The 25,433-nt window shown below is 69.2% G+C and carries 24 protein-coding genes; 14 read left to right on the top strand and 10 right to left on the bottom strand.

All coding sequences use genetic code 11. The features are described 5' to 3' along the window. Positions 1–112 precede the first annotated feature (112 nt). Positions 113–865, top strand: coding sequence for a trypsin-like serine peptidase (locus tag P3G67_RS20750; RefSeq protein ID WP_276094792.1), 753 nt, complete (start codon positions 113–115; stop codon positions 863–865). 424 nt (positions 866–1,289) lie between these two features. Here P3G67_RS20750 and P3G67_RS20745 read toward each other — a convergent pair whose 3' ends face one another. Then, positions 1,290–1,934, bottom strand: a complete 645-nt coding sequence (locus P3G67_RS20745) for a phosphatase PAP2 family protein (RefSeq protein WP_276094791.1) — start codon at positions 1,932–1,934, stop codon at positions 1,290–1,292. A 244-nt stretch (positions 1,935–2,178) separates the two neighbouring features. Between P3G67_RS20745 and P3G67_RS20740 the strand changes: the two genes are divergently transcribed. Together P3G67_RS20740 and P3G67_RS20735 are read left to right on the top strand one after the other, a co-directional pair. After that, positions 2,179–2,589, top strand: a complete 411-nt coding sequence (locus P3G67_RS20740) for a BlaI/MecI/CopY family transcriptional regulator (RefSeq protein ID WP_276094790.1) — start codon at positions 2,179–2,181, stop codon at positions 2,587–2,589. Between the two features lie 4 nt (positions 2,590–2,593). Further along, positions 2,594–3,538, top strand: a complete 945-nt coding sequence (locus P3G67_RS20735) for a M56 family metallopeptidase (protein ID WP_276094789.1) — start codon at positions 2,594–2,596, stop codon at positions 3,536–3,538. Positions 3,539–3,617: 79 nt separating this feature from the next. Here P3G67_RS20735 and P3G67_RS36090 read toward each other — a convergent pair whose 3' ends face one another. Next, complete coding sequence (locus P3G67_RS36090) at positions 3,618–3,863, bottom strand: hypothetical protein (RefSeq protein ID WP_391858310.1); 246 nt, start codon at positions 3,861–3,863, stop codon at positions 3,618–3,620. 395 nt (positions 3,864–4,258) lie between these two features. Between P3G67_RS36090 and P3G67_RS20725 the strand changes: the two genes are divergently transcribed. Then, positions 4,259–6,748, top strand: a complete 2,490-nt coding sequence (locus P3G67_RS20725; RefSeq protein WP_276094787.1) for a transglycosylase domain-containing protein — start codon at positions 4,259–4,261, stop codon at positions 6,746–6,748. 772 nt (positions 6,749–7,520) lie between these two features. Here P3G67_RS20725 and P3G67_RS20720 read toward each other — a convergent pair. From P3G67_RS20720 to P3G67_RS20700, 5 genes are all read right to left on the bottom strand, one after another. After that, positions 7,521–8,807, bottom strand: coding sequence for a hypothetical protein (locus tag P3G67_RS20720; RefSeq protein ID WP_276094786.1), 1,287 nt, complete (start codon positions 8,805–8,807; stop codon positions 7,521–7,523). 445 nt (positions 8,808–9,252) lie between these two features. Further along, entirely contained in the window at positions 9,253–9,522 is a 270-nt protein-coding gene (locus P3G67_RS20715) for a hypothetical protein (RefSeq protein WP_276094785.1), read from the bottom strand. 219 nt (positions 9,523–9,741) lie between these two features. Beyond that, the gene (locus tag P3G67_RS20710) at positions 9,742–10,386 is read right to left on the bottom strand and encodes a DedA family protein (protein WP_276094784.1); all 645 of its coding nucleotides are present in this window, start codon (positions 10,384–10,386) and stop codon (positions 9,742–9,744) included. A gap of 200 nt (positions 10,387–10,586) precedes the next feature. Further along, the gene (locus P3G67_RS20705) at positions 10,587–10,709 is read right to left on the bottom strand and encodes a hypothetical protein (RefSeq protein ID WP_276094783.1); all 123 of its coding nucleotides are present in this window, start codon (positions 10,707–10,709) and stop codon (positions 10,587–10,589) included. A gap of 54 nt (positions 10,710–10,763) precedes the next feature. Next, positions 10,764–11,150, bottom strand: coding sequence for a DedA family protein (locus P3G67_RS20700; RefSeq protein WP_276094782.1), 387 nt, complete (start codon positions 11,148–11,150; stop codon positions 10,764–10,766). A gap of 302 nt (positions 11,151–11,452) precedes the next feature. On the opposite strand from P3G67_RS20700, the gene P3G67_RS20695 reads away from it, so the two are divergent. After that, on the top strand, positions 11,453–11,839 hold the full coding sequence (locus P3G67_RS20695; RefSeq protein WP_276094781.1) for a BlaI/MecI/CopY family transcriptional regulator: 387 nt from the start codon (positions 11,453–11,455) through the stop codon (positions 11,837–11,839). Between the two features lie 33 nt (positions 11,840–11,872). Next, positions 11,873–12,787, top strand: coding sequence for a M56 family metallopeptidase (locus P3G67_RS20690; RefSeq protein WP_276094780.1), 915 nt, complete (start codon positions 11,873–11,875; stop codon positions 12,785–12,787). A gap of 94 nt (positions 12,788–12,881) precedes the next feature. Here P3G67_RS20690 and P3G67_RS20685 read toward each other — a convergent pair whose 3' ends face one another. After that, entirely contained in the window at positions 12,882–13,736 is an 855-nt protein-coding gene (locus P3G67_RS20685; protein WP_276094779.1) for a DUF6192 family protein, read from the bottom strand. Between the two features lie 892 nt (positions 13,737–14,628). Here P3G67_RS20685 and P3G67_RS20680 point away from each other — a divergent pair. Genes P3G67_RS20680 through P3G67_RS20660 form a run of 5 tightly spaced genes read left to right on the top strand, consistent with a single transcriptional unit; the run spans position 14,629 to position 19,661 of the window. Further along, entirely contained in the window at positions 14,629–15,696 is a 1,068-nt protein-coding gene (locus tag P3G67_RS20680) for an ABC transporter substrate-binding protein (protein WP_276094778.1), read from the top strand. A 3-nt stretch (positions 15,697–15,699) separates the two neighbouring features. Beyond that, complete coding sequence (locus P3G67_RS20675; protein WP_276094777.1) at positions 15,700–17,481, top strand: ABC transporter permease; 1,782 nt, start codon at positions 15,700–15,702, stop codon at positions 17,479–17,481. After that, on the top strand, positions 17,478–18,623 hold the full coding sequence (locus P3G67_RS20670) for an ABC transporter ATP-binding protein (protein WP_276094776.1): 1,146 nt from the start codon (positions 17,478–17,480) through the stop codon (positions 18,621–18,623). The genes P3G67_RS20675 and P3G67_RS20670 overlap by 4 nt, the downstream gene beginning before the upstream one ends. 43 nt (positions 18,624–18,666) lie before the next feature. Continuing rightward, the gene (locus P3G67_RS20665; RefSeq protein ID WP_276094775.1) at positions 18,667–19,446 is read left to right on the top strand and encodes a COG4280 domain-containing protein; all 780 of its coding nucleotides are present in this window, start codon (positions 18,667–18,669) and stop codon (positions 19,444–19,446) included. Then, entirely contained in the window at positions 19,443–19,661 is a 219-nt protein-coding gene (locus P3G67_RS20660) for a hypothetical protein (RefSeq protein ID WP_276094774.1), read from the top strand. Before P3G67_RS20665 ends, P3G67_RS20660 begins: the two co-directional genes overlap by 4 nt. 27 nt (positions 19,662–19,688) lie before the next feature. Here the strand turns inward: P3G67_RS20660 and P3G67_RS20655 are convergent, their stop codons facing one another. Beyond that, entirely contained in the window at positions 19,689–20,252 is a 564-nt protein-coding gene (locus P3G67_RS20655; protein ID WP_276094773.1) for a Chromate resistance protein ChrB, read from the bottom strand. A gap of 942 nt (positions 20,253–21,194) precedes the next feature. Between P3G67_RS20655 and P3G67_RS20650 the strand changes: the two genes are divergently transcribed. The 3 genes from P3G67_RS20650 (at position 21,195) to P3G67_RS20640 (ending at position 24,043) form a co-directional block, all read left to right on the top strand. Next, entirely contained in the window at positions 21,195–22,442 is a 1,248-nt protein-coding gene (locus P3G67_RS20650) for an MFS transporter (protein WP_276094772.1), read from the top strand. 129 nt (positions 22,443–22,571) lie between these two features. Then, positions 22,572–23,255, top strand: a complete 684-nt coding sequence (locus tag P3G67_RS20645) for an ABC transporter ATP-binding protein (protein ID WP_276094771.1) — start codon at positions 22,572–22,574, stop codon at positions 23,253–23,255. Continuing rightward, positions 23,252–24,043, top strand: a complete 792-nt coding sequence (locus P3G67_RS20640; protein ID WP_276094770.1) for an ABC transporter permease — start codon at positions 23,252–23,254, stop codon at positions 24,041–24,043. The genes P3G67_RS20645 and P3G67_RS20640 overlap by 4 nt, the downstream gene beginning before the upstream one ends. Positions 24,044–24,484: 441 nt before the next feature. Here the strand turns inward: P3G67_RS20640 and P3G67_RS20635 are convergent, their stop codons facing one another. Continuing rightward, positions 24,485–25,300, bottom strand: a complete 816-nt coding sequence (locus P3G67_RS20635; RefSeq protein ID WP_276094769.1) for a COG4705 family protein — start codon at positions 25,298–25,300, stop codon at positions 24,485–24,487. Between the last annotated feature and the right edge of the window lie 133 nt (positions 25,301–25,433).

The following is a 25,433-nucleotide window of genomic DNA, read 5'->3' as shown; positions in this document are numbered from 1 at the left end:
CATCCCCTTCGTTCATCGTCAGGAGGTTGAGCACATGGTCAGGCATCTGTTGCTTCACCGAGGCAGGCTCACCCTTGGGCGCATCTGCGGGCGCCGGGTGAGCAGGAATATCGTGCTATTGCTGTGCTGGCTGGTCATGGCGGCTATTGGCCGTACGGCAAGGGCTGCGGCGCTGCCCCTGCCCCCGCGCCTGGGGATCTCGCACACGATCCATGCTACGAGCGCCTTCGCCATGGTCGGGGCGATCTTCAGAGGCAACGTCTCCGATGGCGACCACTTCTGCACCGCGAGCGTGGTCGACAGCCCAGGCCAGGACCTCATCATCACAGCGGCGCACTGCCTGGACGGCGGCACCCGTGGCCTGTCCTTCGTCCCCGGCTACCACGACGGTCAGGCACCCTACGGCGTATGGCCACTCAGCACGAGGACCGTGGACCCACGCTGGACCAAAGGCCACAGCGAGGATCTCGATGTCGCCTTCGCCGCAGTCCCGCCGATGGGCGGCCGCCGGATCCAGACGGTCGTCGGCGGCTATCAGCTCAGCAGCAAAGTGAGCACCACATCCCTTGTCCACATCACCGGCTACCCCGACTCGGGCAACGCCCCCATCACCTGCGCCAACCGCATCACCGCGTTCGGTAGCCGTCAGCTGCGCATCTACTGCACCGATTTCACCGGCGGCACCAGCGGCAGCCCCTGGGTGACCGATGGCGACACCGTGATGGGCGTGATCGGCGGATACCAGGAGGGTGGCAACACCCCGGACATCTCCTACAGCCCCTATTTCGGGGACGCCGTCCAGGCGCTCTACCGGCGGGCCATCCGACGCAGGATGGGACGCTCGGCGGGACAGCGGCCCAGGTGAAGAGCAGCACCCCACACCGAAGAGCTTCCGCAGTCAGCCCGGCCCCGTACGTAGGGCACTTGAGCGAACGTCACTCTTGCGAAGTTGGGTGGAAAGCGGTATTGGCAACCGCGACGTTAGCGCAGGTCAGCGATCCAGCGCACCTTCGGTGTGCGCCGGGGGCTTGGTAAATCCCGTGGCGTGCGCCGGGGTGCTTCTGTGTGCCCTGACGTGTGCTGGTGCCTGTTCGGAAATCTTGAGGTGTCCGTTCCGGCCGAAACCGATTCTTCTGTGATGCCAGTGAGCTCGCAGGTCAGCGTGGTGCTGGGGGGACCTCACCCGGGCCCGGACCACCGCCACCCGTGAACGCGGCCGTGTGGTCCAGCGGATGGAGAAGCTACTGGAGGACACCGGACGCTTCCAGATGCGGCGATGCAGCCACGGCTCAGTACGCGGCGTGGGCGCCGGTGCTGGCGACCAGAAGGGGCCGAAGCACGCCGCGGCTTAGGGAGTCGATGAGCCCCGTGGCGTAGCGGCGCAGGGCCAGGCTGGTGAGGAAGGCGACGGGGAGGGCGATGATGGCGGCGCCGAGGACGTCGTGGGGGTAGTGGGCGCCGACGTAGACGCGGGTGAAGCCCTCAAGGACCGCGAAGATGGCGGCGATCGCGCTGAGACGGCGGTCCAGGAGGAACAGGGCGGCGACGGTCGCGGCGGCGGTGGTGGTGTGGCCGCTGGGGAAGGCGTAGTCGCTGGGGGCGGGGCAGGCGGCGACGAAGTAGTCGTGGGGGAGTGAGCGGCAGGGGCGGACCTCGGCCACGATCTTCTTGGCCACTTCGGCGACGGCGAAGGCGGTCGCCACGCAGACTGGCGCGGCCAGCGCGAGGGTCATGGCGGTGGTGTCGCGGCGGCGGGCGTTCCACCAGCCCATGAGCATCAGGATCGCGAAGACGCCGAGGCCGAGGTTGGTCCACACCTCCATGGGTGTGTTGAGCCACGTGGTGTCGCGGGCGAAGTTGGTGATCGAGGTGAACAGCGAGCCGTCGATGGTGGAGCCGTCGAAGGCGAGCTGGACCGCGGAGTGGACTGTCATCAGACGCGATCTTTCGGGGTCAGTGAACGGCGTAACAGGAAGGAAGAGCCGCGCGAACACCAGGGCGCTGCGAGGTGAACCGCACACTAACATCTACATGTCTGTAGAAGTTAATCTGGAGTGGCGCCGCTCCCGGTCACGCCGGGCGCCTGGCCGGCATGGCACACTGCTGACGGCAGAGGGTTTTACAGGCGCGTAAAAGTTCTACGCGAGTGTAGATCATGAAGGGCAGGTGGCGAAGTAGATGGGGCGAGGTGAACGAGCGCCGACGCCAGGGCAGGAGCGGCGCCCCAGCGGGGCGCTTGAGGCCGAGATACTGGCCGCCCTGCAGGCGGCACCGCACCCGCTGACTCCGGCAGAGGTCCTGGAGAGGCTGAGTGGTGGCCTGTCGTACAGCACTGTGGTGACCATCCTCACGAGGCTCTACGAGAAGAATGTGCTCACCCGCGACAAGCAGGGGAGGGCCTTCGCCTACGCACCCGTGGCCGACCCTTCCGGATTGACCGCACGCCGGATGCACCAGGTGATGGACAGCGGACCGGATCGCGAGACGGTCCTGGCCCGCTTCGTCAACGACCTCTCCGACCACGATGAGCTGCTGCTGCTGCGTCTGTTGGCCGCCGACCTCGCCCCTGGACAGCGGGGAGACCGCTGAGTTGATGCGCCTCGCCGTCTACCTCGTGCCGCTCATCCTCCCTGCTCTCGGTGCGCTGCTCGCTCGTCCGCTGAGTGAACGTCTCCATCCGCGCGCCGCCGCTTGGGCGTTGACCCTCTCCGCGCTGGTGCTGGCCGGGGGTAGTTGGGTGGTGCTGGGCGTCTTCGCCCTCGCAGGGCTGGCCCGCATCCCGCTGGTCGCCGCGCTGGGACACTGGTCCGCGCGGGTCGTGCAGCAAGGCGATCCGGCCTCGCTGACCGAGGCGGTGGCCGCCGGTGCACTGCTCACGGCCGCGGTGGTCGCCGCGGTGCGCATGGTGTGGCGTCGGCTGCGAGCCTTGGTCGCAGCCGGTCTGGACGCCGCCTGCATGCCGGGCTCGGACCAACTGGCGGTCGTGGAGGACCCTGCCCCCGACGCCTTCGCGCTTCCCGGACTGCCCGGCCGCATCGTCGTCTCCACCGGAATGCTCGACGCCCTGGAGTCCGACGAGCAAGAAGTGCTCCTCGCCCACGAACGCTCCCACCTGCGCGCCCATCACTACGCCTTCGTCGCTGCCGCACAACTCGCCGCCACCGCCAACCCGTTGCTCCGCCCGATTGCTACCGCCGTGACGTACACCATCGAGCGGTGGGCGGACGAGTACGCGGCGATGGTGTGCGGAGACCGTCGCCGAGTCGCCCGTACCGTGGGCAAGGCCGCGCTGGCTACCAAGCACACCCCGGCCCGCGGTCGCCTCCCGCTCGCCGCCCTGGGCCTGCTCGGGCGCAGGGACCCACTGCGCACCGCCGGGCCCGTCCCCCGTAGGGTCGCCGCCCTGCTCGCCTCCCCCCTCCGCGTCCCTCTCCTGCCACTGGTGGGAGTGGCCGCTATCTTGACCGCCAGCATGTTGTGTGCCTTCGACGCCGCCCACGACTTGCATAGCCTGATCGAGGTCGCGGAGGCCGGATAGCAGCCTGCGGTTGCGGACTATGTTGCTTGCAACATACGGCAGTCGAGACGCTGGACGCTGTCGCTGTTGTGGCAGCCGGTCACCAGCTGGCGTTGGCGGACGGGACTCCGTAACGCGCGTGAGTTCCCCCCGGAGCCCCTGGCCCCAGCAGCACCAGGAGGGCCGCCTCGTCGGCCGGGTCGAGAATCTGCGCGAAGCAGTGGAGGACCGCGGTACGGTCGTCACCGCTTTCCAGTACCGTCTTCATCTGCTCGGCGGCGGCCTCGGCCGCCTCCTGGTGTGGGCTATAGGCGTGGGCGCGGTCGACGTGTTCGCGCTGGAGCAGTCCCTTGGTGAAGAGGCGGCCCAGGACGGTGAGTACCGTCTTGTACGCCCGCGGTCAGAGGCTCCCCGGCCTGCCGCGGTGCACCCATGATCTCTCGGCTTTCAAGGCCCCGCTGGCTCTGCGGTCGGCGTGCTCGCCGAAGATGCCTGTCCTGTGGCGTTGCGGGCGGTGTGACTTTCCCTGGGGCCCTTGTATTCCCATCCCGGACGCAAGCTAGTCTCACATGGCGTAAGACCAATCTGGGGCATCAGCCCGTCCCTCGACCGGGGCGTCCGCAGACCCGGTCGGCTCTGCCACAGACGGATCCGTCAGTACGGGTCCGTTTCGGTGGCGTGTCGGGCGTCGGTCCCCGGTTCTGGTCTCGGGCACCGGCACCCGTCTGAGGAGTTGCGAGCATGAGCGAACACCGGCGCAAGCCGCCGAGGGGCGACGGGCGGCCCGGTCCGGACGCGGTCCCGCAGAGGAGGGCGGCCCGGCGACGAGCCGCCCGGCAGCCCGGCCCCGGACGGCGTGCCGAACCCGCGCCGGGGCGCGGCGGCCGGGCTGACCGGCGGCGCGCTATACAGCAACAGCAGCCGCCCGGCAGGCGGTTGATCGACTACCCGCGCTGGGGTAAGCGCGGCCTGCGCCGCTGGCTGCCCTCGTGGCGGCAGGTGCTGGGCACGTTCCTGTTCGTGGTCGCCTCCGGCCTGGGCGTGGGGACGTACGCCTATGCCACCCTCCAGATCCCCAGTCCCAATCCCAGCACCCAGCAGCAGAGCAATATCTTCTACTGGTCCGACGGCTCGGTGATGGCGACCAAGGGCGCCATGAACCGGCAGAACGTCGAGCTGAGTCAGGTGCCCCCGCTGGTGAAGTGGGACTTTTTGGCCGCGGAGAACGCGACGTTCTACACCGACTCCGGCGTGGACTACCAGGGCATGCTGCGCGCCGTTTACCACATGGTGCAGGGCGGCGAGGTGCAGTCGGGTTCGACGATCACCCAGCAGTTCGTCAAGAACACCTACCTGACGCAGAACCAGTCGATCACCCGTAAGTTCAAGGAGATCCTGATCTCCTTGAAGATCGGCAACCAGATGTCCAAGGACCAGATCCTCCAGGGCTATCTGAACAGCAACTACTACGGGCGCGGCGCGTATGGCATCGAGGCCGCGGCGCGGGCGTACTACCACGTCCACGCCGCGCAGTTGAACGTCAGCCAGGGCGCGTTCCTCACGGCGACCGTCAACGAGCCCAGTGTGATGATGCTCGCCGACTCCGACCCCAAGGCCAAGGCCCAGGCGGAGGGCCGCTGGCAGTACGTGCTGCACCGCATGGTGGTCATCCACCAAATCAGCCAGGCCCAGTACGACCAGTTGATGAAGCAGGGTTTCCCGACGCCGAAGCCGTACACGCCGTCCGCCGGCATGAACGGCCAGACCGGCTATCTGGTGGACACGGCCGAGCAGTACGTCAAGGCGCACGCGAATCTCACCGATGCGCAGCTCAACCACGGCGGCTACCAGATCTACACCACCTTCGACAAGAAGAAGGTGCAGGAGCTGGCTGCGTCCGTCGACGCCATGCGCAAGAAGAACCTCAACCCCACGATCCGTCCGGTCGACAAGGACGTCCAGGTCGGTGCCGCCTCGGTGGACCCGAGCACCGGCGCGCTCGTGGCCATCTACGGCGGCGCGGGCTTCGACAAGGGCCACTGGACCAACAACGCCGACACTGTCGGAGTGCCTGTCGGTTCGACTTTCAAGCCGGTCGACCTGTCCGCCGCGCTCGAACACGGCGCCGTGCTCTCGCCCGGGGCCGCGCCCTCGACGATCACCCCGGACAGCAAGTTCAACGCAGACGACGGCATCGAGATCAAGAACCAGGAGGGGCACCTCATCCCCGACGGGACCGATCCGACCGGCTTCCTGCACCAGCAGAACGACGACAACACCAAGTGGGGCTACATCAGCCTGCGCAAGGCCATGATCAACTCGGTCAACACGCCGTACGTCCAGCTCGGTGAGTACGTGGGCTACGACCACGTGGAGAAGATGGCCGAAGCGGTGGGCCTGCCCCGCAAGAGCCTCCAGTACGACACCGCGGGCTTCTACATCGGCACCTCCACACCGAACGCGATGGACATGGCCGACGCCTACGCCACCTTCGACGACAACGGCGTGCACCACGACGTGTACTCGGTGAGCAAGGTTGTAAACAACAGCGCGCCGATACCCGGCTTCGCCACCCACCAGGACGACCAGGTCATGGCAAGTACGACGGCGAACGCGGTCACCAACGTCCTGAAGGACGTGGTTGACCAGGGCACCGGCGCCAACGCCAAGGCACTCGGCCGCCCGGCAGCCGGCAAGACCGGCACCACCGACGACTACAAGTCGGCCTGGTTCATCGGCTACACCCCGCAGCTCGTCACCTCGGTGACGATGTTCAAGGAGAAGCCGAACGGCGGCCTGGAGGGCATGGCCGGAGTGGGCGGCGAGCCCAAGGTATACGGCGCCAACATGCCCACCGACGTGTGGCTCGGATACATGCAGGCCGCCCTGGCCGGCCAGCCGGTGAAGGACTTCCCACCGATGCCCGACCTGGGCAAGGGATCGGACGAGACCGGCGCCCCGGCCCCGAGCGCGTCGCCGTCCACCAGCCCTTCGCCGTCGCCGAGCGCGTCCGCGTCCACCTCGCCGAGCCCGAGCGCGAGCACGCCGTGCCGCGGCCCGAACGGAGACTGCGTCAGCCCCAGCCCGACCGTCAGCTCGACCGATGGCAGCACCACCGGCGGCGGCTGGACCGGCGGCGGGCTCCTCGGCGGTCCGACCGGGGGCGGCGCTACGACATCGAGCCCGACACCGACGCCGACGTCCGGTGGACCGGGCAACAAGAACCCGTAGGATTCCGCCCCTTAGCGCCTCTTCTCCCCGTTCCCCTCCTCGCCGCCGTCCGACCCGGGCAGACGCCACGGGCCGGACGGCGGCGTTTCGCGCGGCGGACAGGCGATCGACCCGGAGCCCGGGCCCTGGCTGTGGCGGGAGTTTGCCCCCCGTACCGGGCAGAAGATCAAGTACAGCAGTCGCAGACCACGAACAGACGGGTCGCAGGTCGAGCTTGGGGCCCGAGTAGCAACGGACAACCGGTTTTGCTGTCAAGCCCTACGCGTACCCTCCTCTCACCGCCGAGATCGCCGAAGGCGGACGTCTTCGCGGAACGCTGGGTCGGCACCGTCCACCGCGAATGCGCCGACCGCATACTCATTCTGTGGACCGGCCGGACAGCCCCCGCAATCCCGCTCGGCAACAGCATCCGGTGCACCCAACTACTCGCGGCGATGCGGCGGAAGGCCGGGCTGACCAGAGTAGCCACCAGCAGGGCGATCACGGCGTCAAGTATGTGGACCTAGCCTGCGTGCGGGCCAGCAGCGGAAGCGTCAGGGTGGTCGAGTCACGGTGCCGGCCGTCCCAACAGTCGGCAAGTATCAGCACCGGGAAGACGCCCGGGTTCAGGAGAAGCCGCACGGCTGTGGAGGGCGGCCGGGTCGACCGAAGGCTGACGACTGCATCCTGTAGACGGTGACTGAGATCTTCGAGCTCGCCACGGGTGGGTGACCGAGCGGTGCCGTGCCCTTGAAAACGTGGGGATCTCAACTGCCCCGGGCTTGAGTCTTGTTCACCATGTCCAGCCGTGGCCACCGCTGTTGTGGAAGAGGGTGAGAGTGGAGGTGGCCGCGATGAGGAGCCAGTCAGCAGGGCCTTGAACCGCCATCGCGGCCAGGGCCCAGGCAATCCCGGTGTACCAGGGCATCGACCAGGGGGCGGCGAGGATCCACGCGAGGGAAAGTGCAAGTGGGACGGCGACGACCGGTGCGCTCGCCGGTGGGATGTGGCGGTGGAGAGCCGGGGCCAGCACCAGCATCAGCATGGGCCACAGGACCGTTGTGGCGGTGGCGCTTGCCTGCCTCCCGACGACCATGGAGCCAACGTGGTTGAACCCCTGCCACAGCGATGGGGCCGAGACCAGATGTGAGGCCGCTGTCAGCGGGCCGAGCGCGTGCAGGCCGTAGCAGGCGTAAAGGAGCACCAACGTCGCCGCGGCGGCACCCACCTGCCACGCGGCTCGTATCCATGCGCCAGTCCGCAGCAATGGCCAGATCAGGCCGACGCCGAGCAGCGCTGCGCTGATCTTGATCCCGCACGCGAGGCCGACGAGCAAACCGACGCAGACATCGTGACTTGCGCGGCCTGTTCGCATTGCGCGACGGGCTACCGCGACCGCGCAGACGGTAACCCCGGCCACGATGGTGTCCAGATGTCCGCCCGCCGCGAGCACAACTATGAGCACCGGATTGGCGACCCACATCAGGCCGGCTCGAACCCGGTCCTCGGCGGTGCGTATCAGCAGGTAGCCGGAACCGATGAACACGACAGCATTCGCGAGCATCAGCAGCCAGATCGTCAGCCACTGCCGATGCCCGCCGATCCATGCCGCGGCCTCTTGCCACCACGTCGCGACCGGCCCGTACACGGAGGGGGTGTGCAACCAGGTGGTGCTCACCAAGCCGACGTAACCATCTCCCAGTTGAGCGGGAGACACCACGTATGGATCTCCGCCCAGAGCCGCTATCCGCCCGTAAGCGGCGTAACTGGCCATGTCTGATGACCCGACCGGGGTGAGGTTCGCGACGACGAGCGCGGCGCCCGCTCCGACGCACATCAAACGCCGGGGGCTCGGACTCCAACCGCGGTCGTGCGCGCGCAGCATGCCGACCAGTCCCGCGGTCGACAGCACGATCGCCACACAGGTCATAACGGCGGAGACGGCACCGGTGATGGCGGGCAACCTGAAGGGTGAAACAGGGGCCTTGAGCGTGTTCTCGTTGGGCGCGCTCGCGCCTACCAGCACGAGGAGGCCGATGCCTGCAGCCGATAGTCCAACCGCGACACGCGGGTGGCTCAACGTGGCCCATCGCAGGTGGCGCAGCGGCCCGCGAACCCGCCTGAACCCGGATGGCTTTGCCGAATGGCCGTGGCCGTATGGTACAGGCCGGGCCGATGCAGCTCCACAGAGCTCAAGCACCGGTTCCTGGGGGTCGGGGGTCACGGTTGCTCTCTATGTGGCGGACGGGATGTCGTTGACGGCGCGGCACCGTCGGCAACTACTGGCACTCGACAAGCTACTACATGACGTAGAAGTTGCTGTTGCTCCCTGTTAACTGCCTCTTCGCGAATGCACCTGCCCCCGGGCCGCGGAATAAGCCGAAGACCGCATAAGTTTCCCATCTATCTCGTAGCGGGCAACCGCCTCACACGAATCAACGTCGTCACCCATAGGCGACGAGAGGGAAAGGGGAACGAGCCGTGGTGCGAGTCGCAGCCTGGTCCAGGTTGGCGGGCCAACCTCGTTACCGTGTCAGGCTCGCAGCCTGTGGCGTCGTCTGCTTCATCGCCAACTCAGCCGGTGTTGGTATTCCTGGCACTACTTCGCGCACCGCGGCGATCTGTTGTAAGCCGGGGTCTGGGGTGGTAGTCGCTATGGCGATCTGCCCGTATTCGGCGTTGTAGAGGGCGTCAGCCTCGGCGGACATGAGCGCGTTGCCGAACGCCTTGACGATGGCGTGCCGCCGATCGGGACTCGCCGCAGCAACGTTGTTGTCTTTCGTTAGAACGTGCATGGGCACACTGCCTGGTGTTGTTGAACCGGTACACCACCTCTACGGACGCAACCGGGCTCAGAATTGCCCGTGGACGACGGCAGCGAAGATCAGCAGTACCGCAGAATGACCGAGGGCTGGCGGCGAGCCATCCTGCCCGGCATCGCGCTGGCCCGAGTGAGCCTGCCGCGACCGAACTGCGTGGTCCACGCCGGGTGTTGCCGCAAACTCCGCCGCAGTTCAGCGGTGCGACGCGCTCCGTTGGGTGCTGGCGCGGGGCGGTTCGCCGGACGTGACCCGGCGCTTGCGGGCGTGGACGACGAACGCGGTGATCAGCGCGATGGCGACGATGCCGGCGATGATGTAGGTGGGGCCGTGGAAGTCGTCAGCGATGGTCTGCCAGTTGCCACCGACGCTGTAGCCCAGGACGGCCAGGACAGCGGTCCACGGAATGCAGCCTGCCATGGTGTAGAAGCCGAACCGTACCGGCTCCATGGCGGCCATTCCGGCGGGTAGTGAGATGAAGGTGCGGATCACCGGCAGCAGCCGCCCGAAGAAGACCGAGGGGGCTCCGTGCCGGTCGAACCAGCGCTCTGCTTTGGCGATGTCGTCCTCGCGCAGCCACAGGTAGCGACCCCACCGGCGAAGCGCCGCCTGCCCGCCGTAGCGGCCCACGGCCCATGCGGCGTAGCTGCCCACGAGATTGCCCAGCGTCCCCGCGACCACGACCAGCAGCAGGCTGGGGTGGGCGCCCGCGACCGCTCCGGCCGACAGCGCCCCACCGAAAAGCATGATCAGTTCGGAGGGGATCGGAATGCACGCCGATTCGGCGGCCATCAACAAGAAGACCGCGACGATGCCGTAACTGGCGATGAAATGCTCCATGAGATCTCTCCGTGAGACGTCCAACGGACGCGTGTCGGTCAAAAGGGCGGTGTGTGAAAGGGCGTTGCGTGGGCTTGGGTGCAGTCGCGTGGCACCTTCACCGTTCAGCTCCGCATGCCGGGGACACGGTCGTCTCCAGTAGACGCCGCTGCCGTGACGTGCACCGCCGGGCGGAGTGCGCCTCGGAAGCAACGCGGCGGTCAGGGGTAGAGGACCACGGCAGTGACCAGGATGAGGACGGCGGCCACCAGGCACAGCTTGTACCGCTGAACGTCCGGGTAGAGGCTGCCGATGTGGTGGCTTGTCAGGTCGCCGACCGTCACCCCGGTCCCGCCCCACAAGGCGGTGCCAATCGTGTTGAACGTTAGGAACCGTCGTCAGGGCATCTCGGTCAGCCCCGCGATGATGCCGTTGACCATCCGCAGGCCGCCGACGAACCGGACGATCGTGATGCCCTTGCCGCCGTGGCGGGTGAAGAACGCCTGTGCCTTGGCGACGCGCCCCGGCGTGAGCAGGACGTAGAGGCCGAAGCGGTCGATCGACTGGTGGCCTCCCCAGCCACCGATGACATATCCGATGTTGTCCTCGATGATCGCGGGGAGCACCGCGATCACGTCGACGGCCACGATAGTCAAGCGGCCCGCTCCCGCGTAGACGGCGGCGGCCATGAGGTCGGTCGCACGGGGGACCGGGATGCCGAAGTCCTCCAACGCGAGCATGCCGCCCACCGCCGCGTAGTCCCCAGTGGTCGAGGAGCGACGCAAAGTCGGCCAGAACGCCGGGGAGTTGAGTAGGCGCAGTGGCGATCACCGGGCGCCTCGTCGGTTCTCGGGTTAACGCGGAGAGGGCCACGCTGGGGCAATGAGGCCCGCGAGCTGGATGGGCAGGTCTCCTGGCGCAGTGCGGGCTGACCGAAAGGCGAGAGGCGTCACGCCGTGCATGGAGTCGCACGAGCTGTGAGACTAACGTATGTCCTACGCCGTGTGCGACAAAGGGAGCCTGGAACGCTGCCCTACTCGGGGCGGCGGACCGCAGCTGGCTGGGGAAGCTTTAAGGAGAGCGCGCGATGCCACATGCTGACCACGCGCATGAGCACACCGGCACCCGGCGGCCAGCCGGAGCGCTGGAGACCGAGGTGATGGCCGCGCTGTGGGCGAACCAGGAGCCCATGACCGCCCGGCAGGTCCACCAGGCCCTGGGCCGCGGGCTGGCCTACAAAACCGTCCTGACCGTGCTCGGACGCCTACACGCCAAAGAACTGTTGGAGCGCGAACAGGTCGGCCGGGCCCATGCCTACCGCCCGCGCCAGGCCCCGCCGCAGGACGCCGCCCACCAGATGACCACGGCCCTGAGCCGCGGTAGTGATCGCGCCGCCGTCCTCGAGCACTTTGTCGAAACGCTCGACCCGGCCGACGAGGCGGCGCTGCGCGCCCTGCTCGACGCCCGCGAGTGACCGTCGACCCACCGTCTGCGAGCGGAGAGCAATTTGTTGCGCGCCACTGTCTACCTCCTGCTGCTGGGCCCGTCCGCCTTGGCGGTCCTCGGTCCCCGGCTGGCCCGGCACCTGGCGCCCTCGGACGCCGTGCGCACGCTGACCGCCCTGACGCTGGCGGCAACCGGCGCCACCGTCTGGGGACTGACGACGCTGGCCATCGGCGGACTGGGTCGCACCGACGACGTCCAGGCGTACGTGCGCAGCAACCCCGTCGCCCTGGCCGCCGATGACCCGGTCCCGCGCGTCCTCGGTATTCTCGCCGTCGCCCTTTTGGCCATCGGCCTCGCGCGGGCGGCCCACAGCATCTGGAGGCGCCGCCAGCAGTTCCGCGCGCTGGCGGCCCTCCGCACGCTGCCCGCCGTGGGCGACCTGCTCATCCTCGACCAGCCCTACCCGGACGCCTACGCCCTGCCCGGCCGACCCCCACGGATCGTGGTGACCAGCGCTATGCTCCGCGCCCTGCCCGCCGAGGAGCGCCGGGTGATGCTCGCCCACGAACGCGCCCACCTGCGCCACCGCCACCACTACTACACCGCCGCCGCCGACGTGGCCGCCGCGATCAACCCCCTGCTGCGCCGACTGCGCGACCACATCGCCTTCCAAGCCGAGCGCTGGGCCGACGAGGAGGCCGCCCACGCCACCGGAAGCCGTACTATCGCCGCCCGCTCCCTGGCCCGCGCCGCACTCGCCGTCGCCGACGCCACCCGAGTCAGGAAAGCGGGGGCGGTACTGGCCTACCTACGGCACAAGATCACCGCCCGGGTCGGCGCCCTCCAGGCCGAACGGCCCACCAGCCGCTGGATCGCCGCCCTTCCCGCAGCCACCGTCACGATTCTCACCGCTCTCGCCTTTGCAGAAGCCACCAGCGACCTCGCCCGCTGCCTGTTCGTCCTCCACCTCACGTGACTTCGGGCGTACGCGCACTGCGAACAACACGAAGCGGACGGTGTCGGCATGCCGCCTGGCGGCATCGCCCCGACGTCGTGGGGCGGGGGCATGACTACTCGCCCTTCAATAGACGTGCCAGCTCGTCGTTCATGTCGACCTTGCCGGTATCGACTGCGGTTTCGATCCAGTCCAGCGTCGCCCTCACACGGGCGACGTTCTCGTGCACGATCGTCCGCTGGTCTTCATCCAGGGTGCGATCCCGCATGCGAGGGGTGGCGCGGCCCGCGGCAGCCACGAACGAGTGGCAGGCGGTGACCAGGTCCAAGAACTCCACGGTCCGATCGATGTGCCTGACGGTCGGCGCGACAGGGCTGGTGCGGTCGAAGTGCCCACGGGCCTGTCGACTGCGTTCGTTTTGGGCATGGTTGACCTGGAAACGGGCGGTGTCGTCGCTCATCGCTTTGAACGCGACGTCCGGCCGCCGCAGTGGACCGGTGACCGCGGTCGTCGCCACCGACTCGTCCCGGGTGAACTCCTGGCGTCTCACCCGCCGGTTGGCGTCGTCGATCGTCCACCGGCTCTTGCCCTCGGGCGGGGTCTTGATCGCGGCGAACCGCTCTTCCTCGTCAGGAATGCTTCCCAGAACTCGATGGACGGTGAAGGACACTCCCGCGCGCCGATGTTCCTTCGGCCACCGCGACGCTGTCCAGCGCGCGTTTTCCACCGTGCTGCGACGCAGACCGATGTCCTCCGCGAGCCTGGTCAGGCTCTGGCGGACAGTGAACAGACCCCCGCCCGGCAGGGCCGCCAGGTCGTCAGGCAGGCGTATCGGCTCGATCTCCAAGGCACGGTCGCCGATCGTGAACTGGCCTTGAGCTTGCTGTTCGACCACCTGACGCAGCTCGGCCACGATCTCTCCATAGCGGGACGGGCTGACGGCTCCGACTTTCTCGGTCTCCCTGGACATGGCTTTCACCACCCAAGAACGGGCCGGCGCACGGCACTTCGGGCCGCGACGGGACAGGGCCCGCTTCCGCAACTGAGAGTCAGGCCGTAAATCCATAGATCACAACGATTGGCGGTAAATGACCGAATGGTCACCGAAGTTGGACTCAAGAGGTGTTCACTGGTGGTTACTGTGACCGCTCGTCGAACGGTTCCTTCCGCTGCCTCCAGGCCCTCACCTTGCATCGCGTCGAGCAGTACACAGCGTCCGAGCGGCGGTCAACCCCGGCCACCCACCGGGCACTCGACCTCGCCGACACCGCCCTGGACGGCCGCCACGAGTTGCGCAACCGGCGAGCCACCCGCCCCGCCTGGCACGACACGCCGGGTGTGCGGCTGCATGCTCGCGACGGAGGGGGCGCGGCGGTGCGTGAGGACGGACATGCCGTGGGGCGGCATCGGTGGCTTTCTCTTTGCGGTCTGCGTGGACGGGGTGTGCGGCGGTGGGGCGGCCCAGGCGCGGAGCCACGCACCGAACAACTGCTTGGCGCCCGATATCACGCGGGGTTCTCTTGGGCGAGCACCGTGCTGCTCGCGACGATGTGCTCGGCCGCCACCGCCATGTCGGTCTCGCTCGTCGAGGCCACGCCCCGTGGCTTCCGGAACCAACAGCGTCATCAGTGCTCCGACCATGCGGAATCCTGCGGAGACGACGACTGAGCCTTCTCCTCTCCGTGACGCCCGGGCCGAGTCCCTCTCGGCCCAGACAGCTCCTTTTGTCCGCCGTGTCGCCCCCATCGCAGTGCCTTGTTCGTCGTGAGTTCACGGACCGGCCGTATGCGGGCGGTCGGTATGTTTCCTCTGTCGCGCCACGATTCTAACCGTCGTTAGAATATCGACGTGATGGAGTGGGCATGGGATCTCGGGCACGAAAGCTCAGCAGGGGTACCGGCGCGACCCTGGCCGCCGCGCTCATGGCGGTCGCCGTCGCTGGCTGCGGCGGCAAGAGCAGCGCGGCCACCGGCTCGGCCACCAGCGGTGCCCCGGTACCGCTGGTCGTCTATTCGGCACAGGGCTACGACAAGGCGATGACCACCGCGTTCCAGAAGGCGACGGGCATCCCGACCCAGCTGGTCGACGACTCGACCGGGCCACTGCTCGCCCGCGTCCAGGCGGAGCAGGCCAGCCCCAAGTGGGGGGTGCTGTGGGTGGACGGCGACGAGCCCTTCGCCGCCCTCGACAAGGCCGGCATGCTGGTCAAGGGATACGAGCCGGACGTCACGCTCAACGCGCAGGGCAAGGCGGTCGTCCCGTCCGACAAGAGCTACGTCCCGACCGGGTTGACCACCACCGCAGCGGTGGTCTACGACGCCACCAGGAACCCCAAGCCCCCGACGAGCTGGCAGGACCTGCTCTCGCCCGCGTGGAAGGGCCAGGTCGGTATGAACGACCCGTCCGTCTCCGGGCCGACGTACCCGTTCGTCGCAGGCGTGTTCAGCCAGCTCGGCGGCGAGAGCCAGGGCGAGGACTACTACACCAAGCTCAAGGGCAACGGCCTGCACGTCTTCCAGACCAACGGCGACACCCTCCACGCCCTGCAGACCGGCCAGATCAGGATCGGGCTCATCCAGAGCTCCGCCGGTATCGCGGCCGGGATCAAAAACCACAACCTCAAGACCGCCTACCTGCCCAAGGTCACCTCGCTGCCCAGCGTGATCGGCATCGACGCCAAGGCCTCCTCCAAGGAGCGGGCCGAGGCGAAGCGGTTCGCCGCCTGGGTGCTCAGCCCGCAGGGGCAGCAGGTCATGCTCAGCGGCGACCGCAACGGCGACTCGCTCTACTGGCCTGTCGTGGCGGGCGTCAAGCCCAACCCTGAGCTGCCAGCGCTCCCTTCCGTGCCGACGCAGGCCATCGACCCGTATACCTGGGGGCCGCAGGAAGGCGCCATCAACACCTGGTTCACCAACACGATCGTGCGGTGACCCGTGGCTGCCCAGACAACCCTTTCTGCCGTACGCGAGCAGCGCTCGTCCGGTGCCGCTGCCCACGTGTGGCGGTACCGCCCGGCCGCCTGGCTGACGGCGCTGCTGCGGTCGCTGCCCTGGGCGGTGTTCGCCGCGGTGCTGCTGGTACCGGTCGCCGGCTTCCTGCTGGTCGCGGTGAGCCCGCGCCTGTTCGGCCAGGGCACGAGTTGGTTCACTCTCTCTTCTTTCGGTCAGGTCTTCACCGGCTGGACGGCGCAGGCCGTGCTCGACACCTGTCTGGTAGGCGTCGGCGCGGCCGTGCTCGCCACCGCGATCGCCACCGGGCTCGCCTGGTTCACCGAGCGCACCGCGGCACGCGGCCGGAGCCTGACCCGCATCCTGCTGTGGGCCCTGCTGCTCACCCCGTCGTACCTGGAGGCGCTCGGGTGGAGCTGGCTGGTCGAGCCGCAGGGTGTGCTCGACCGGCTGCTCGGCCATGAGCCGACGCTGCCGCGCGTCGTCGTCTTCGGCCCGGTGGGGGTCGTGTGGGTGCTTGCCTCGCGCGGTGTGCCCTTCGCCTACCTCGCCGTCTCCGCCCTCGTGCGGGGCATGGGCCGGGAGTTCGAGGACGCCGCGCGGACCCACGGCGCTGGTCGGTTGGCCACCTGGCGCGTGTTGCTGCCGATCCTCGCCCCCGGACTGTGGGCGGGGCTCGCCATCGTCTTCGCCGAGTCGATCAGCGACTACGGGGTGGCCGCCACGCTCGCCGCCCAGGCGAACTTCCCCATCGCCACGTACGCCATGCAGCAGTCCATCGCCACCTTCCCCGCCCAGTTCGGGCCGGCCGGCGCCATCGGCTGGCTGTTGATGCTCCTGGTGGCGCTGGCGCTGGTCGCGCAGCGCCGCTCACTGCGCGGTCGCAGCTTCGCCGTCCTGTCGGGACGCACCCGTCCCGCGATGCGTGTCCGCCTCAGCGCCGGGCGGCACGCCATTGCGCTCACCGGCGTCGGCGGCTTCTTCACCCTGGCACTGGGCGTGCCCGCCTTCGGCGCGGCGGCCGCCTCCCTGTTGCCGTCCGGGGGTGCCGTCGACCCGACCGCGCTCACCCTCGACAACTTCCGTCACGTCCTGGACTCCGGCGCCATGATGTCGGCGCTCGGGTACTCCGCGCGGCTGTCCGCCCTCGTCGCCTGCGCGGCGGTCCTCTTCGGCGCGGTTGCCGGCCGGGTGCTCGCCCGGCACGGCGACAGCCGGGGGAGCCGACTGCTGGACACGGTGCTGCTGGCCGCGATCGCGCTGCCCTCCGTGCTGCTGGCCAGCGGCTACATCTTCACCTACAACCTGCCGATCGCCTCGTCGCTGGGCGTCGACCTGTACGGCACCACTATCCTGCTGGTCCTCGGCTATCTCGCCGGCGCGCTGCCGACTGCCGCCCGGCTGCTGTCCGGCTCGCTCGGACAGGTCAGCGACGGGCTGCTGTGGGCGGCCCGGGTCCACGGCCGCGGCGTCGTGCCCGCCTGGGGCGGTGCGGTGCTGCCGCTCGTCGCCGCCTCGATGACCTGGACCTGGCTGATCGCCTTTTGCGGCACCCTGCTGGAGCTGCCGGTCTCCCAGCTGCTGGCGCCGCCCGGCCATGAGCCGCTCTCCGTCGCCATCACCCACGACCTGCAGGGTTACGACCTCGGCGGGGGCGCCGCAATGACCGTCGTGGTCGTCGTGGGCACGCTCGTGCTCATCGCCGTCGCACTCACCACGCTGCGGCGGCTGGTTCCCGCAGCTCACCGCTTGGAGGCCGTCGCATGACCATGCACCCCGTACAGCTGCGGGTTGACCGGCTGGTCAAGAGCTTCTCCGCGCACCGCGCGCTCGAAGATGTCTCCCTGGAGGTGGGCACCGGCCGGTTCCTGGTGCTCCTCGGCCCGTCCGGATCCGGCAAGACCACCCTGCTGCGCTGTCTCGCCGGCATCGAACGGCCCGACGGAGGCAGCATCCGCCTCGGCGGCGTCACCCTCACCGAGGGGCACACTCATCTGCCGCCAGAGCGGCGCGACCTCGCCATGGTCTTCCAGGACTACGCCCTGTGGCCGCACATGACCGCCACCGCCAACGTCGGCTACGCGCTGCGCCGTCGGCGGCTGGAGCGCGCTGAGGCCGACCGCCGGGTCGCGGCGCTGCTGGAACGGGTCGGCCTCACCGCCCGCGCCGACCGCTATCCCCACCAGCTCTCCGGCGGCGAGCAGCAGCGCGTCGCGCTCGCTCGTGCCCTCGTCGCGGAGCCCGGCCTGCTCCTGTTCGACGAGCCGCTGTCCAACCTCGACGCCGACCTGCGTGAACGGCTGCGCGTGGAGATCGCCACGCTCACCCGCGGAAGCGGCGCCACGGTGGTCTACATCACCCACGACCAGGCCGAGGCCTTCGCACTCGCCGATGAGATCGGCGTCCTGGAGTCCGGCCGCCTCGTCCAGCACGGCGCGCCGGAGGACATCTACCACCGGCCTGCCTCGCCCTTCGTCGCCCGGTTCACCGGTCTCGCGGGCGAGCTCACCGGCCGCGTCGAGGAGCCCGGCGAGGGCGGCAGGGTGGTCGTGCGTACCGACGCGGGACCGGTGACCGCGTCGGCGCCGACCGCGCCGGTCCGCGGCGCCGCGGTGCGGGTGCTCGTGCGTCCCGCCGCGGTCACCCTGGATGGGGGCGCGGACCCGGCGCCGGACGCCGTCGAGGGGACCGTCGTCGACACCGCCTACCGCGGCCGCGGCTACGACCACGTCGTCGAACTCGTCGGCGGCGCACGGCTCGTCGAGGTCTTCACCCGGCACGGCCGGCCGCGCGGCTCCACGGTCCGACTGCGGTTCGACCCCGAAGGCTGCTTCACCTTCCCCGAACAGGCACCCACCGAAGCGGACGCCCAAGTACCCGTCAACGCAGCTCCCATGGAGGTCGTATGAGCCCACGTCGCCCGTCATCGCCGGTCCCGAACGGAGGTACCTCATGGGCGAGTTGATCCTCGTCGTCACCGTCTTCCTCGCCTGCGCCGTGGAGGCGGTCGAGGCGCTGACCATCGTGCTGGCCGCCGGCACCAGCCGCGACTGGGCCTCCGCGCTCCAGGGCACCGCAGCCGCGCTGCTGGCACTCGCCGTCACCGTCGCCGCCTTCGGGCCCGCGATCGGGATGATCCCGCTCGGCGCGCTGCGCCTGGTCGTCGGCGCGCTACTGCTCGTCTTCGGCCTGCAGTGGCTGCGCAAGGCCGTGCTGCGCGGTTCCGGCTACAAAGCCCTGCACGACGAGGAGGTGGCGTACCGCAAGGAGGTCGATGCCGCGCAGGCTGCCACCTTCGGCGGCCGCGGTATGGTCGCCGACTGGTACGCCTTCACCCTGTCGTTCAAGGGCGTTTTCCTCGAAGGTCTTGAAGTCGCCTTCATCGTGGTCACCTTCGGCAACAACCAGCGCGACGTGCCGCTCGCCGTGGTGGGCGCCGCGGCGGCGGTGCTGGTCGTGGCCGGGGCGGGCGTCGCCGTACGGGCGCCGCTGGCCCGGGTTCCGGAGAACACCATGAAGTTCGCCGTCGGCACCATGCTCACCTCCTTCGGCGCCTTCTGGTCCGCCGAGGGCGCGGGCGCGACGTGGCCGGGCTCCGACACCTCGCTGCTCGCCCTGGTGCCCGCGGTGGCGCTGCTCGCCGTGGGGTACACCGCCGTGCTGCGACGCGGCAACGACAAGACGACCGTCGTCGCGGCCGCGTCAGCGCCGGTGGAAGGAGGCGCGCGATGAGGTGGCTACGCTCTTTCGCGCTGTTCTGGTACGACTTCGTCGTCGGGGACGACTGGCGGGTGGCGGCCGGGGTGGTCGCCGCCCTGGCCGCCACGGCAGGGCTCACGCACGCGCACGTGGCCGCCTGGTGGGTGCTGCCCGTCGCGGTCGCCGTACTGCTGGGCCTTTCGCTACGGCGGGCGGTCGCGGCGAGCCGCGAAGCGGCGAAGCGGTAGAGACGTGCGGAGGAGGGGGAGACCCGCTCAGCGGCTCTCCCCCTCCTCGGCGTAGACCCGCGACGCGTACTCGTCGAGAACCTGCTCGCACCGCCCCAGCGCCGTCAGCGCCGCCTCCTTGCCGGAGGCCCCCAGCACGTCCCGGGCCGCCACCTTGGCGAACCAGTTGCGCAGCTTCACCAGGTCCTCGTCGTTCTCCTCCAACTCGGCGTAGGTGAAGTGCTCGGCGCGGTACTCCTTCTCGATCTGGGCGAGGAAGTCCTCGCACTTGTCGACGATCTCCTCGTATTCGTCGTCCCGCGCCGCGTTGAACGCCCGCTCGATGTCGGCGGCGCCGACCAGCACGTCGCTCACCAGCAGCGAGGCGCTGCCGCCCATTTCGGCGATCTCGTTGCGCAGCAGCCGCAGCGAGCGCTCTCCGGCCGCGCTGTGTGGCAGCGCCGCCACCGAGTTCTGCAGGTAGATGGCGCCCATCCCTTTGATCTTGCGCCACACCCCCGCCCGCAGGCGGGTCGGCTCGGCCGGTACCTTGTAGACCAGAACGAGCCACCGCACCCCGGCGTCGTCACCGCCGTTACCCGTGATCACCACGCTGGCAGCCTAACGCGGCAGCTATGCGACGCTCCGCCCGGCCGCAGTCGGGGCTAAGCTCACGCGGCGCGAGCGCGGCACGCTGGAGGCCGACTACGGGCACCGTTGAGGCTGGCGGAGTCGAAGGCGACGACGTGCGGAAACGAGGATGCTTTTCCCGACGCTCCCCACACTGGGACTTTCCGCGTGGGCCTGCTTGGCGCTCACCGGCAAGGCCAAACCTGAGGCACGCGGCCACCTGGTGGCCGAGCAGCTGCAGTCCATCCTGGATTCTGACCTAGCGCAAGGTCTTGTGCGTGGCAGAGGACCGTGCCGGAAGCGTGAGCCAGCCCAGCAACCGACAGAAGACCAAGTACAGAAGTCGCAGACCCACAAACCGCGATGCGCGGGGACGACGCTGGTTCGGCGAAGCGCTGGCCGCCGAGGTCCCCGTCGTCTGTGGCGCCGGGTTGTACTCCACCGCCATCGGTGGGACGGCGGTCCTTCCCAAACACGCTATGGCCCAGTTGTCGTGCCGCTCGCGAGCGGCACGGGGCGGGGCTCCCGAGCGTTGGTGGAGACGGTAAGCCCGACATGCTGACCGCGGTGGTACAGAGCAGTAGAGAGAAGAGAGGCCACTTCGGCAAGGTCGGCAGGCGGGTAGGAGGGCGTTGAGTCAGGTCGACGAAGAAGTCATCGGACCGGGCGGCGTACTCCTCCAGCAGTCGCGGTGCGGGACATGGATGACGTGCGGTCATCGTCACCCCCCGGCTGCCGAGGGATGGTGCGGGCCGCACCCGAGTGCGGCCTCCTCCGCCCTGACAACCAGGCACCCGTGCGTTGGTGCAAGAGAGTGAATTTCCGCCTTTATCCTCTAACAACCTTCTATATCACGCTCTAAGTTGGCTGAGGCCGGGCTGCGGCCGGCACCTGCCGCCGCATGCTGCTCGGTGTGGAGGGCGTGTGGGGTACCTACGACTGTTGCGGAAACGCTCCATCCTGGTGCTGTGGTCCGCCCGGTGTCTGTCCGCCCTGGGTGACCGCCTCTACGGCGTCGCCGTCATGTGGAGCGTCTGGGCCAGCACCGGGTCGGTCTCTGTCACCGGTCTCGTGGCAGTCGTGGAGTCGGTGCCTTACCTCGTGCTCGGAGCGATGGGCAGACGCCTGGTGGCGCGGGTCTCGTCCTTCCGCGCGCTGTCGTACGTGGACGCCGCGCGGGCGGCCGTGGCCGGGGCACTGCCCTTTGCCTGGAAGCCCGACCACGCGGGCATGGCGGTCTTGCTTCTCGCGGCTCTACTGCTCGGGCTCTTGGGAGCCCTATTCGACCCGAACCTTGATGCACTCCTGCCCGGCCTGGTCGAGCCCGCGCAAGTCCAGCAGATCACCGGCCTGTTCGACCTCACCACCCGTGTCGCCCACATGACCGGCCATGCCTGCGCCGGTCTGCTGCTCCTCTTCTTGTCCAAGGTGCAGCTGTTCGCCCTCGACGGGGTCGCGTTCTTGGTCTCGTCCGCCGCCCTCGCCCGCCTCGCCACACCGTCCGCCCTGCGTACCGGGACCGCGCCCCACGCCGTACGGGCCTGGCCGCTCCTCCGGTCGCACCCCCTTGTCGGGCTCGCGATCGGCCTGCTGGGCCTCGTACCGTTGTGCACCGCCGCGACCACCGTTGCCCTGCCCGCCCTGCTCGCCGTCCGGCACCACGCAGGAGCCGGCGCCTATGGCATGGTCACCGCCGCCATCGGTATCGGCGCCCTGATTGGCAACCCCCTCGCCTCCAACCGGCGACCGAGCCGTTGGTTCCTCGTTTGCTGTGTCGCCTGGGCGCTCGACGGACTGGCGACCGCCTGCATGGGATTCGCGGACGACCTCTCCTCGCTGGCGCTCCTGTCCCTGACCACGGGAATGGCCATTCCCGTGGGGACCGTCACCCTGCGCGCGCGCCTCGGCGCCTTCCTGCCGGGTGAACGGCTCCGCCTGATGGCCGTCGAACACACCGTCACCCGCACCGGCTACGTGATTGCCCTGATCCTCCTGCCTCTCCTCGCCGACGCCTCGCCCCGTGCCTCCTTCGTCGTGGTCGGCGCCTCGGTAACGGCCCTGACCGCCACCGGGGCCGCCCTTCGGTCCCGTCTCATCCGTCCCGTCGGCTACGGCACCGTGCCCGCGCCTGGTGGAAGTCCCGAAGCGGCGGTGACCGGCAAGCATGTCTGAAAGTTCCCGTAAGGCCCTGAGGCGGCAGACGGGCCGGGGACGCCTTCTCGGACCGGCTGGAAGGCATGACGGTGCGGTCGATTCCTGGGAACCTTGGGTCACTGTCCTCGCGATTTTCCGGAGGGGAAAGTGCCTGCTGCCGCCCCGATCTTCACCCTGGACCACGTCACCGTCGAGCGCGGCAGCAAAGCACTGCTTCATGCCATATCCACCGAGATACCCGGCGCCGCCTGCACGGCCCTGCTCGGTCCGTCCGGGGCGGGCAAGTCGACTCTGCTGCGTCTGCTCAACCAGCTCGGAGAGCCGACCTCCGGGAGCGTACGGTTCCGCGGTCGGCCTTTGACCTCTTGGGACGTGCTCGCGCTGCGCCGCCGCGTCGGTCTGGTGGGCCAGCAGCCGGTCCTGCTCACCGGCCGCATTCGCGACGAGCTGCGCGTCGGCCGAACGGACCTGGAGGACGACCGGGCCAGGACCCTGCTGGAACAAGTCGGGCTGTACGCAGGCATGTTGGGGCATGCGACGGCCGGGTTGTCCGGGGGAGAAGCCCAGCGGGTCTGCCTGGCCCGGACGCTCGCGGTGGAGCCCGAGGTGCTGCTGCTGGACGAGCCCACCTCCGCCCTCGACACGGCCAGCGCCCAGGCGGTCGAGCGGACCATCCGCAACCTGGTCGACTCCGGCCTCGCCGTCGTCCTGGTCAGCCACAACCTCTCGCAGGCCCGCCGGATCGCCGACCAGGTACGTGTCCTGCGCGCTGGGCGGCTGGTCGACTCCGGGCCCGCGGACCGGATCGCCTATCTGAAGGAGCGGGTGTGAATCCCGCCGTCCCCACATGGGCCGGGGTGGCGGCCTCATTCGCTCTGGTTGTCCTCACCGCGGCCGTGGCGTGGCGGCAGCGGTTGGGCCTAGTCCGGGACATCGCCGTCGCGGCCGTACGCGCTGGAGCGCAACTGGCCGCCGTCGGCGCCGTCTTGCTGCTCGTCTTCCGGCACACCGGCCTCGCCGGGGCGAGCGGCTGGCTGGCCCTGATGGTGCTCATCGCCGGACGGGTCGCCGCCCGCCGCGCGGCAGGGATTCCACGGGTGCTTGGCATCGCGATGGCCGCCGTCGCGGCCGGGACAGCGGCGACGCTGGGCACCCTGCTCACCCTGGGCGTGATCACAGCACAGGCACGCGTGGTGATTCCGGTCGGTGGAATGGTCGTCTCCACCGCCATGCAGGCCACAGCTCTCGTCCTGGTCCGGCTGCGGGATGAGGCCCGCACAGCCCGGCCCGCCATCGAGGTCCGTCTCGCCCTCGGGCTGCCCGCCGCCGACGCCTTCGCACCCCACCTGCGCGACACTCTGCGTACCGCGCTGATCCCGGCTATCGACTCCACCAAGACGGTCGGCCTGATCAGCCTCCCCGGAGCGATGACCGGCCTGGTCCTCGCGGGCGCAAACCCGCTCACCGCGATCCGCTACCAGATCGTGGTGATGTACATGCTGCTCGCCGCTGCCGCCCTCGCGGCCCTGACCGCCGCACGTCTCGCTGAACGCACCTTGTTCGACGACGCCCACCGGCTCCGCCCTCTTGCTGTAGAACCGGGTAGGCCCCATGCGTGACCCCGCTGCCGCTCTGGTGCTCTCCTCACCCAGGCCGTCGAGGTCGGGGAAGTGACGAGTTCGGTTTCTTGGGCTCTTACTAATGGCTCGCTGACCGTGAGCCAGCGGGAGCGTACATTCCCCGGTGCCCCGTCCGGGCGGGGACTGCTTCGTCATTGCCCCGACATCGCAAGGCCGGACGAGCAGGCCGAGAGGCGCTGATCGGTGCTCGGGGGCCGGCCCCGCGGGTGGGGGCCGGCCACGATTGCCAAGGAGCGGGCGGATCGGGTGCATCTCCAGTGTCGAGTGACTGCACTTCACCAGGCCCGCCGGGTCGCCAGGTCTGGGCTGGCGCGCACCGTGCCTGCGATCCGCGCGTCCAGTGGATCCGGGTCGGAGTACGGGGGCGCGAGGCCGGAGAAAGGCTCCAGGATGTGCCGCCCCGGCCTGGTGGCGGCTCGGTCAGGCGTTCTCCCGCACCTTTTCCGCCTCGACGGTGGGCGCTCGCTGGACATCGGCCTTCGTGACCGACAGGTAGGCGACCATACCCACGATCAGCAGCGTCAGCACCAGCGCCACCGTGCCGTCACCCAGTCCGAGTCCTCCGACGCTCTTTTCCTTTCCGAGACCGTCGGCGATCGAGGCGCCGAGCGGCCGGGTGATGACGTACGCCGTCCAGAAGGCCAGGACCGGGTTCCAGCGTAGCCATCGGTAGCCCACGGCAGGCACCGCGATGAGGACGGCGAATAGCGCCAGCGAGGCGAAGTAGCCCATGTTCAGGGTGAACGCGGTGAAGTCGCCGAGCGCCGTGCCCATCGCGAACGTGGCCACGACGGTGGCCCAGTAGAAGGCCTCCCGCCGGGGGGTGTCGATGCTGTGGATGGACAGCGTCTTCTCGGTACGGCGCCAGAGCGCGAAGACGGCGAACAGCAGGATCGCGTAGAGCGCGCTCGATGCCGTGTACGGCACGCCGAGCGCGACGTGCAGCACGTCGGCGGCCATCGTCCCGAAGACGCCGACCCCTACGACGGCGGACCAGTAGGTCCACGCCGTGTAGCGAGCGGTCCTGAACTGCACGACCAGCGCTGCGAGGAATGCGACGAAGCCCAGGATGACCGCGACCGGGGGTGCCATCACACGGACGAGATAGTCCGAGGTGGCCTCACCCATCGCTGTCGACAGGCCCTTGACTATCCAGAACGCGGCGGTGATCTCGGGGACCCGCAGGGCACCTGTGGTTGTCAGCCGGGAGCGGGTGTGGTGTGCGGACGAATTCACTCAGACACCTTGTGATCGCGGTTGGCGGGTAAGAGGCCGGTATTTCGGCGGTGTTCGTCGTGCCGTCCTTCACCAACCCGGTTTCCGTCGCCGCGGAAGTGCCGGGCGGCCCGTGCGGCCCGTCCCCCCTCGC

This window comes from Streptomyces silvisoli, from assembly GCF_029269905.1.
GTDB classification, from domain to species: Bacteria; Actinomycetota; Actinomycetes; order Streptomycetales; family Streptomycetaceae; genus Streptantibioticus_A; species Streptantibioticus_A silvisoli_A.
Note: the sequence above shows the minus strand (reverse complement) of the source record. Positions and strands in the feature narration are given on the sequence as shown.

What these genes read in the sequence shown, in the direction of transcription:
- P3G67_RS20665 (WP_276094775.1), top strand. Translation starts at nt 18,667, where the DNA reads ATGGGCGAGTTGATCCTCGTCGTCACCGTCTTCCTCGCCTGCGCCGTG.
- P3G67_RS20695 (WP_276094781.1), top strand. Translation starts at nt 11,453, where the DNA reads ATGCCACATGCTGACCACGCGCATGAGCACACCGGCACCCGGCGGCCA.
- P3G67_RS20715 (WP_276094785.1), bottom strand. Translation starts at nt 9,522, where the DNA reads ATGCACGTTCTAACGAAAGACAACAACGTTGCTGCGGCGAGTCCCGAT.
- P3G67_RS20670 (WP_276094776.1), top strand. Translation starts at nt 17,478, where the DNA reads ATGACCATGCACCCCGTACAGCTGCGGGTTGACCGGCTGGTCAAGAGC.
- P3G67_RS20735 (WP_276094789.1), top strand. Translation starts at nt 2,594, where the DNA reads ATGCGCCTCGCCGTCTACCTCGTGCCGCTCATCCTCCCTGCTCTCGGT.
- P3G67_RS20685 (WP_276094779.1), bottom strand. Translation starts at nt 13,736, where the DNA reads ATGTCCAGGGAGACCGAGAAAGTCGGAGCCGTCAGCCCGTCCCGCTAT.
- P3G67_RS20660 (WP_276094774.1), top strand. Translation starts at nt 19,443, where the DNA reads ATGAGGTGGCTACGCTCTTTCGCGCTGTTCTGGTACGACTTCGTCGTC.
- P3G67_RS20725 (WP_276094787.1), top strand. Translation starts at nt 4,259, where the DNA reads ATGAGCGAACACCGGCGCAAGCCGCCGAGGGGCGACGGGCGGCCCGGT.
- P3G67_RS20710 (WP_276094784.1), bottom strand. Translation starts at nt 10,386, where the DNA reads ATGGAGCATTTCATCGCCAGTTACGGCATCGTCGCGGTCTTCTTGTTG.
- P3G67_RS20680 (WP_276094778.1), top strand. Translation starts at nt 14,629, where the DNA reads ATGGGATCTCGGGCACGAAAGCTCAGCAGGGGTACCGGCGCGACCCTG.
- P3G67_RS20745 (WP_276094791.1), bottom strand. Translation starts at nt 1,934, where the DNA reads ATGACAGTCCACTCCGCGGTCCAGCTCGCCTTCGACGGCTCCACCATC.
- P3G67_RS20740 (WP_276094790.1), top strand. Translation starts at nt 2,179, where the DNA reads ATGGGGCGAGGTGAACGAGCGCCGACGCCAGGGCAGGAGCGGCGCCCC.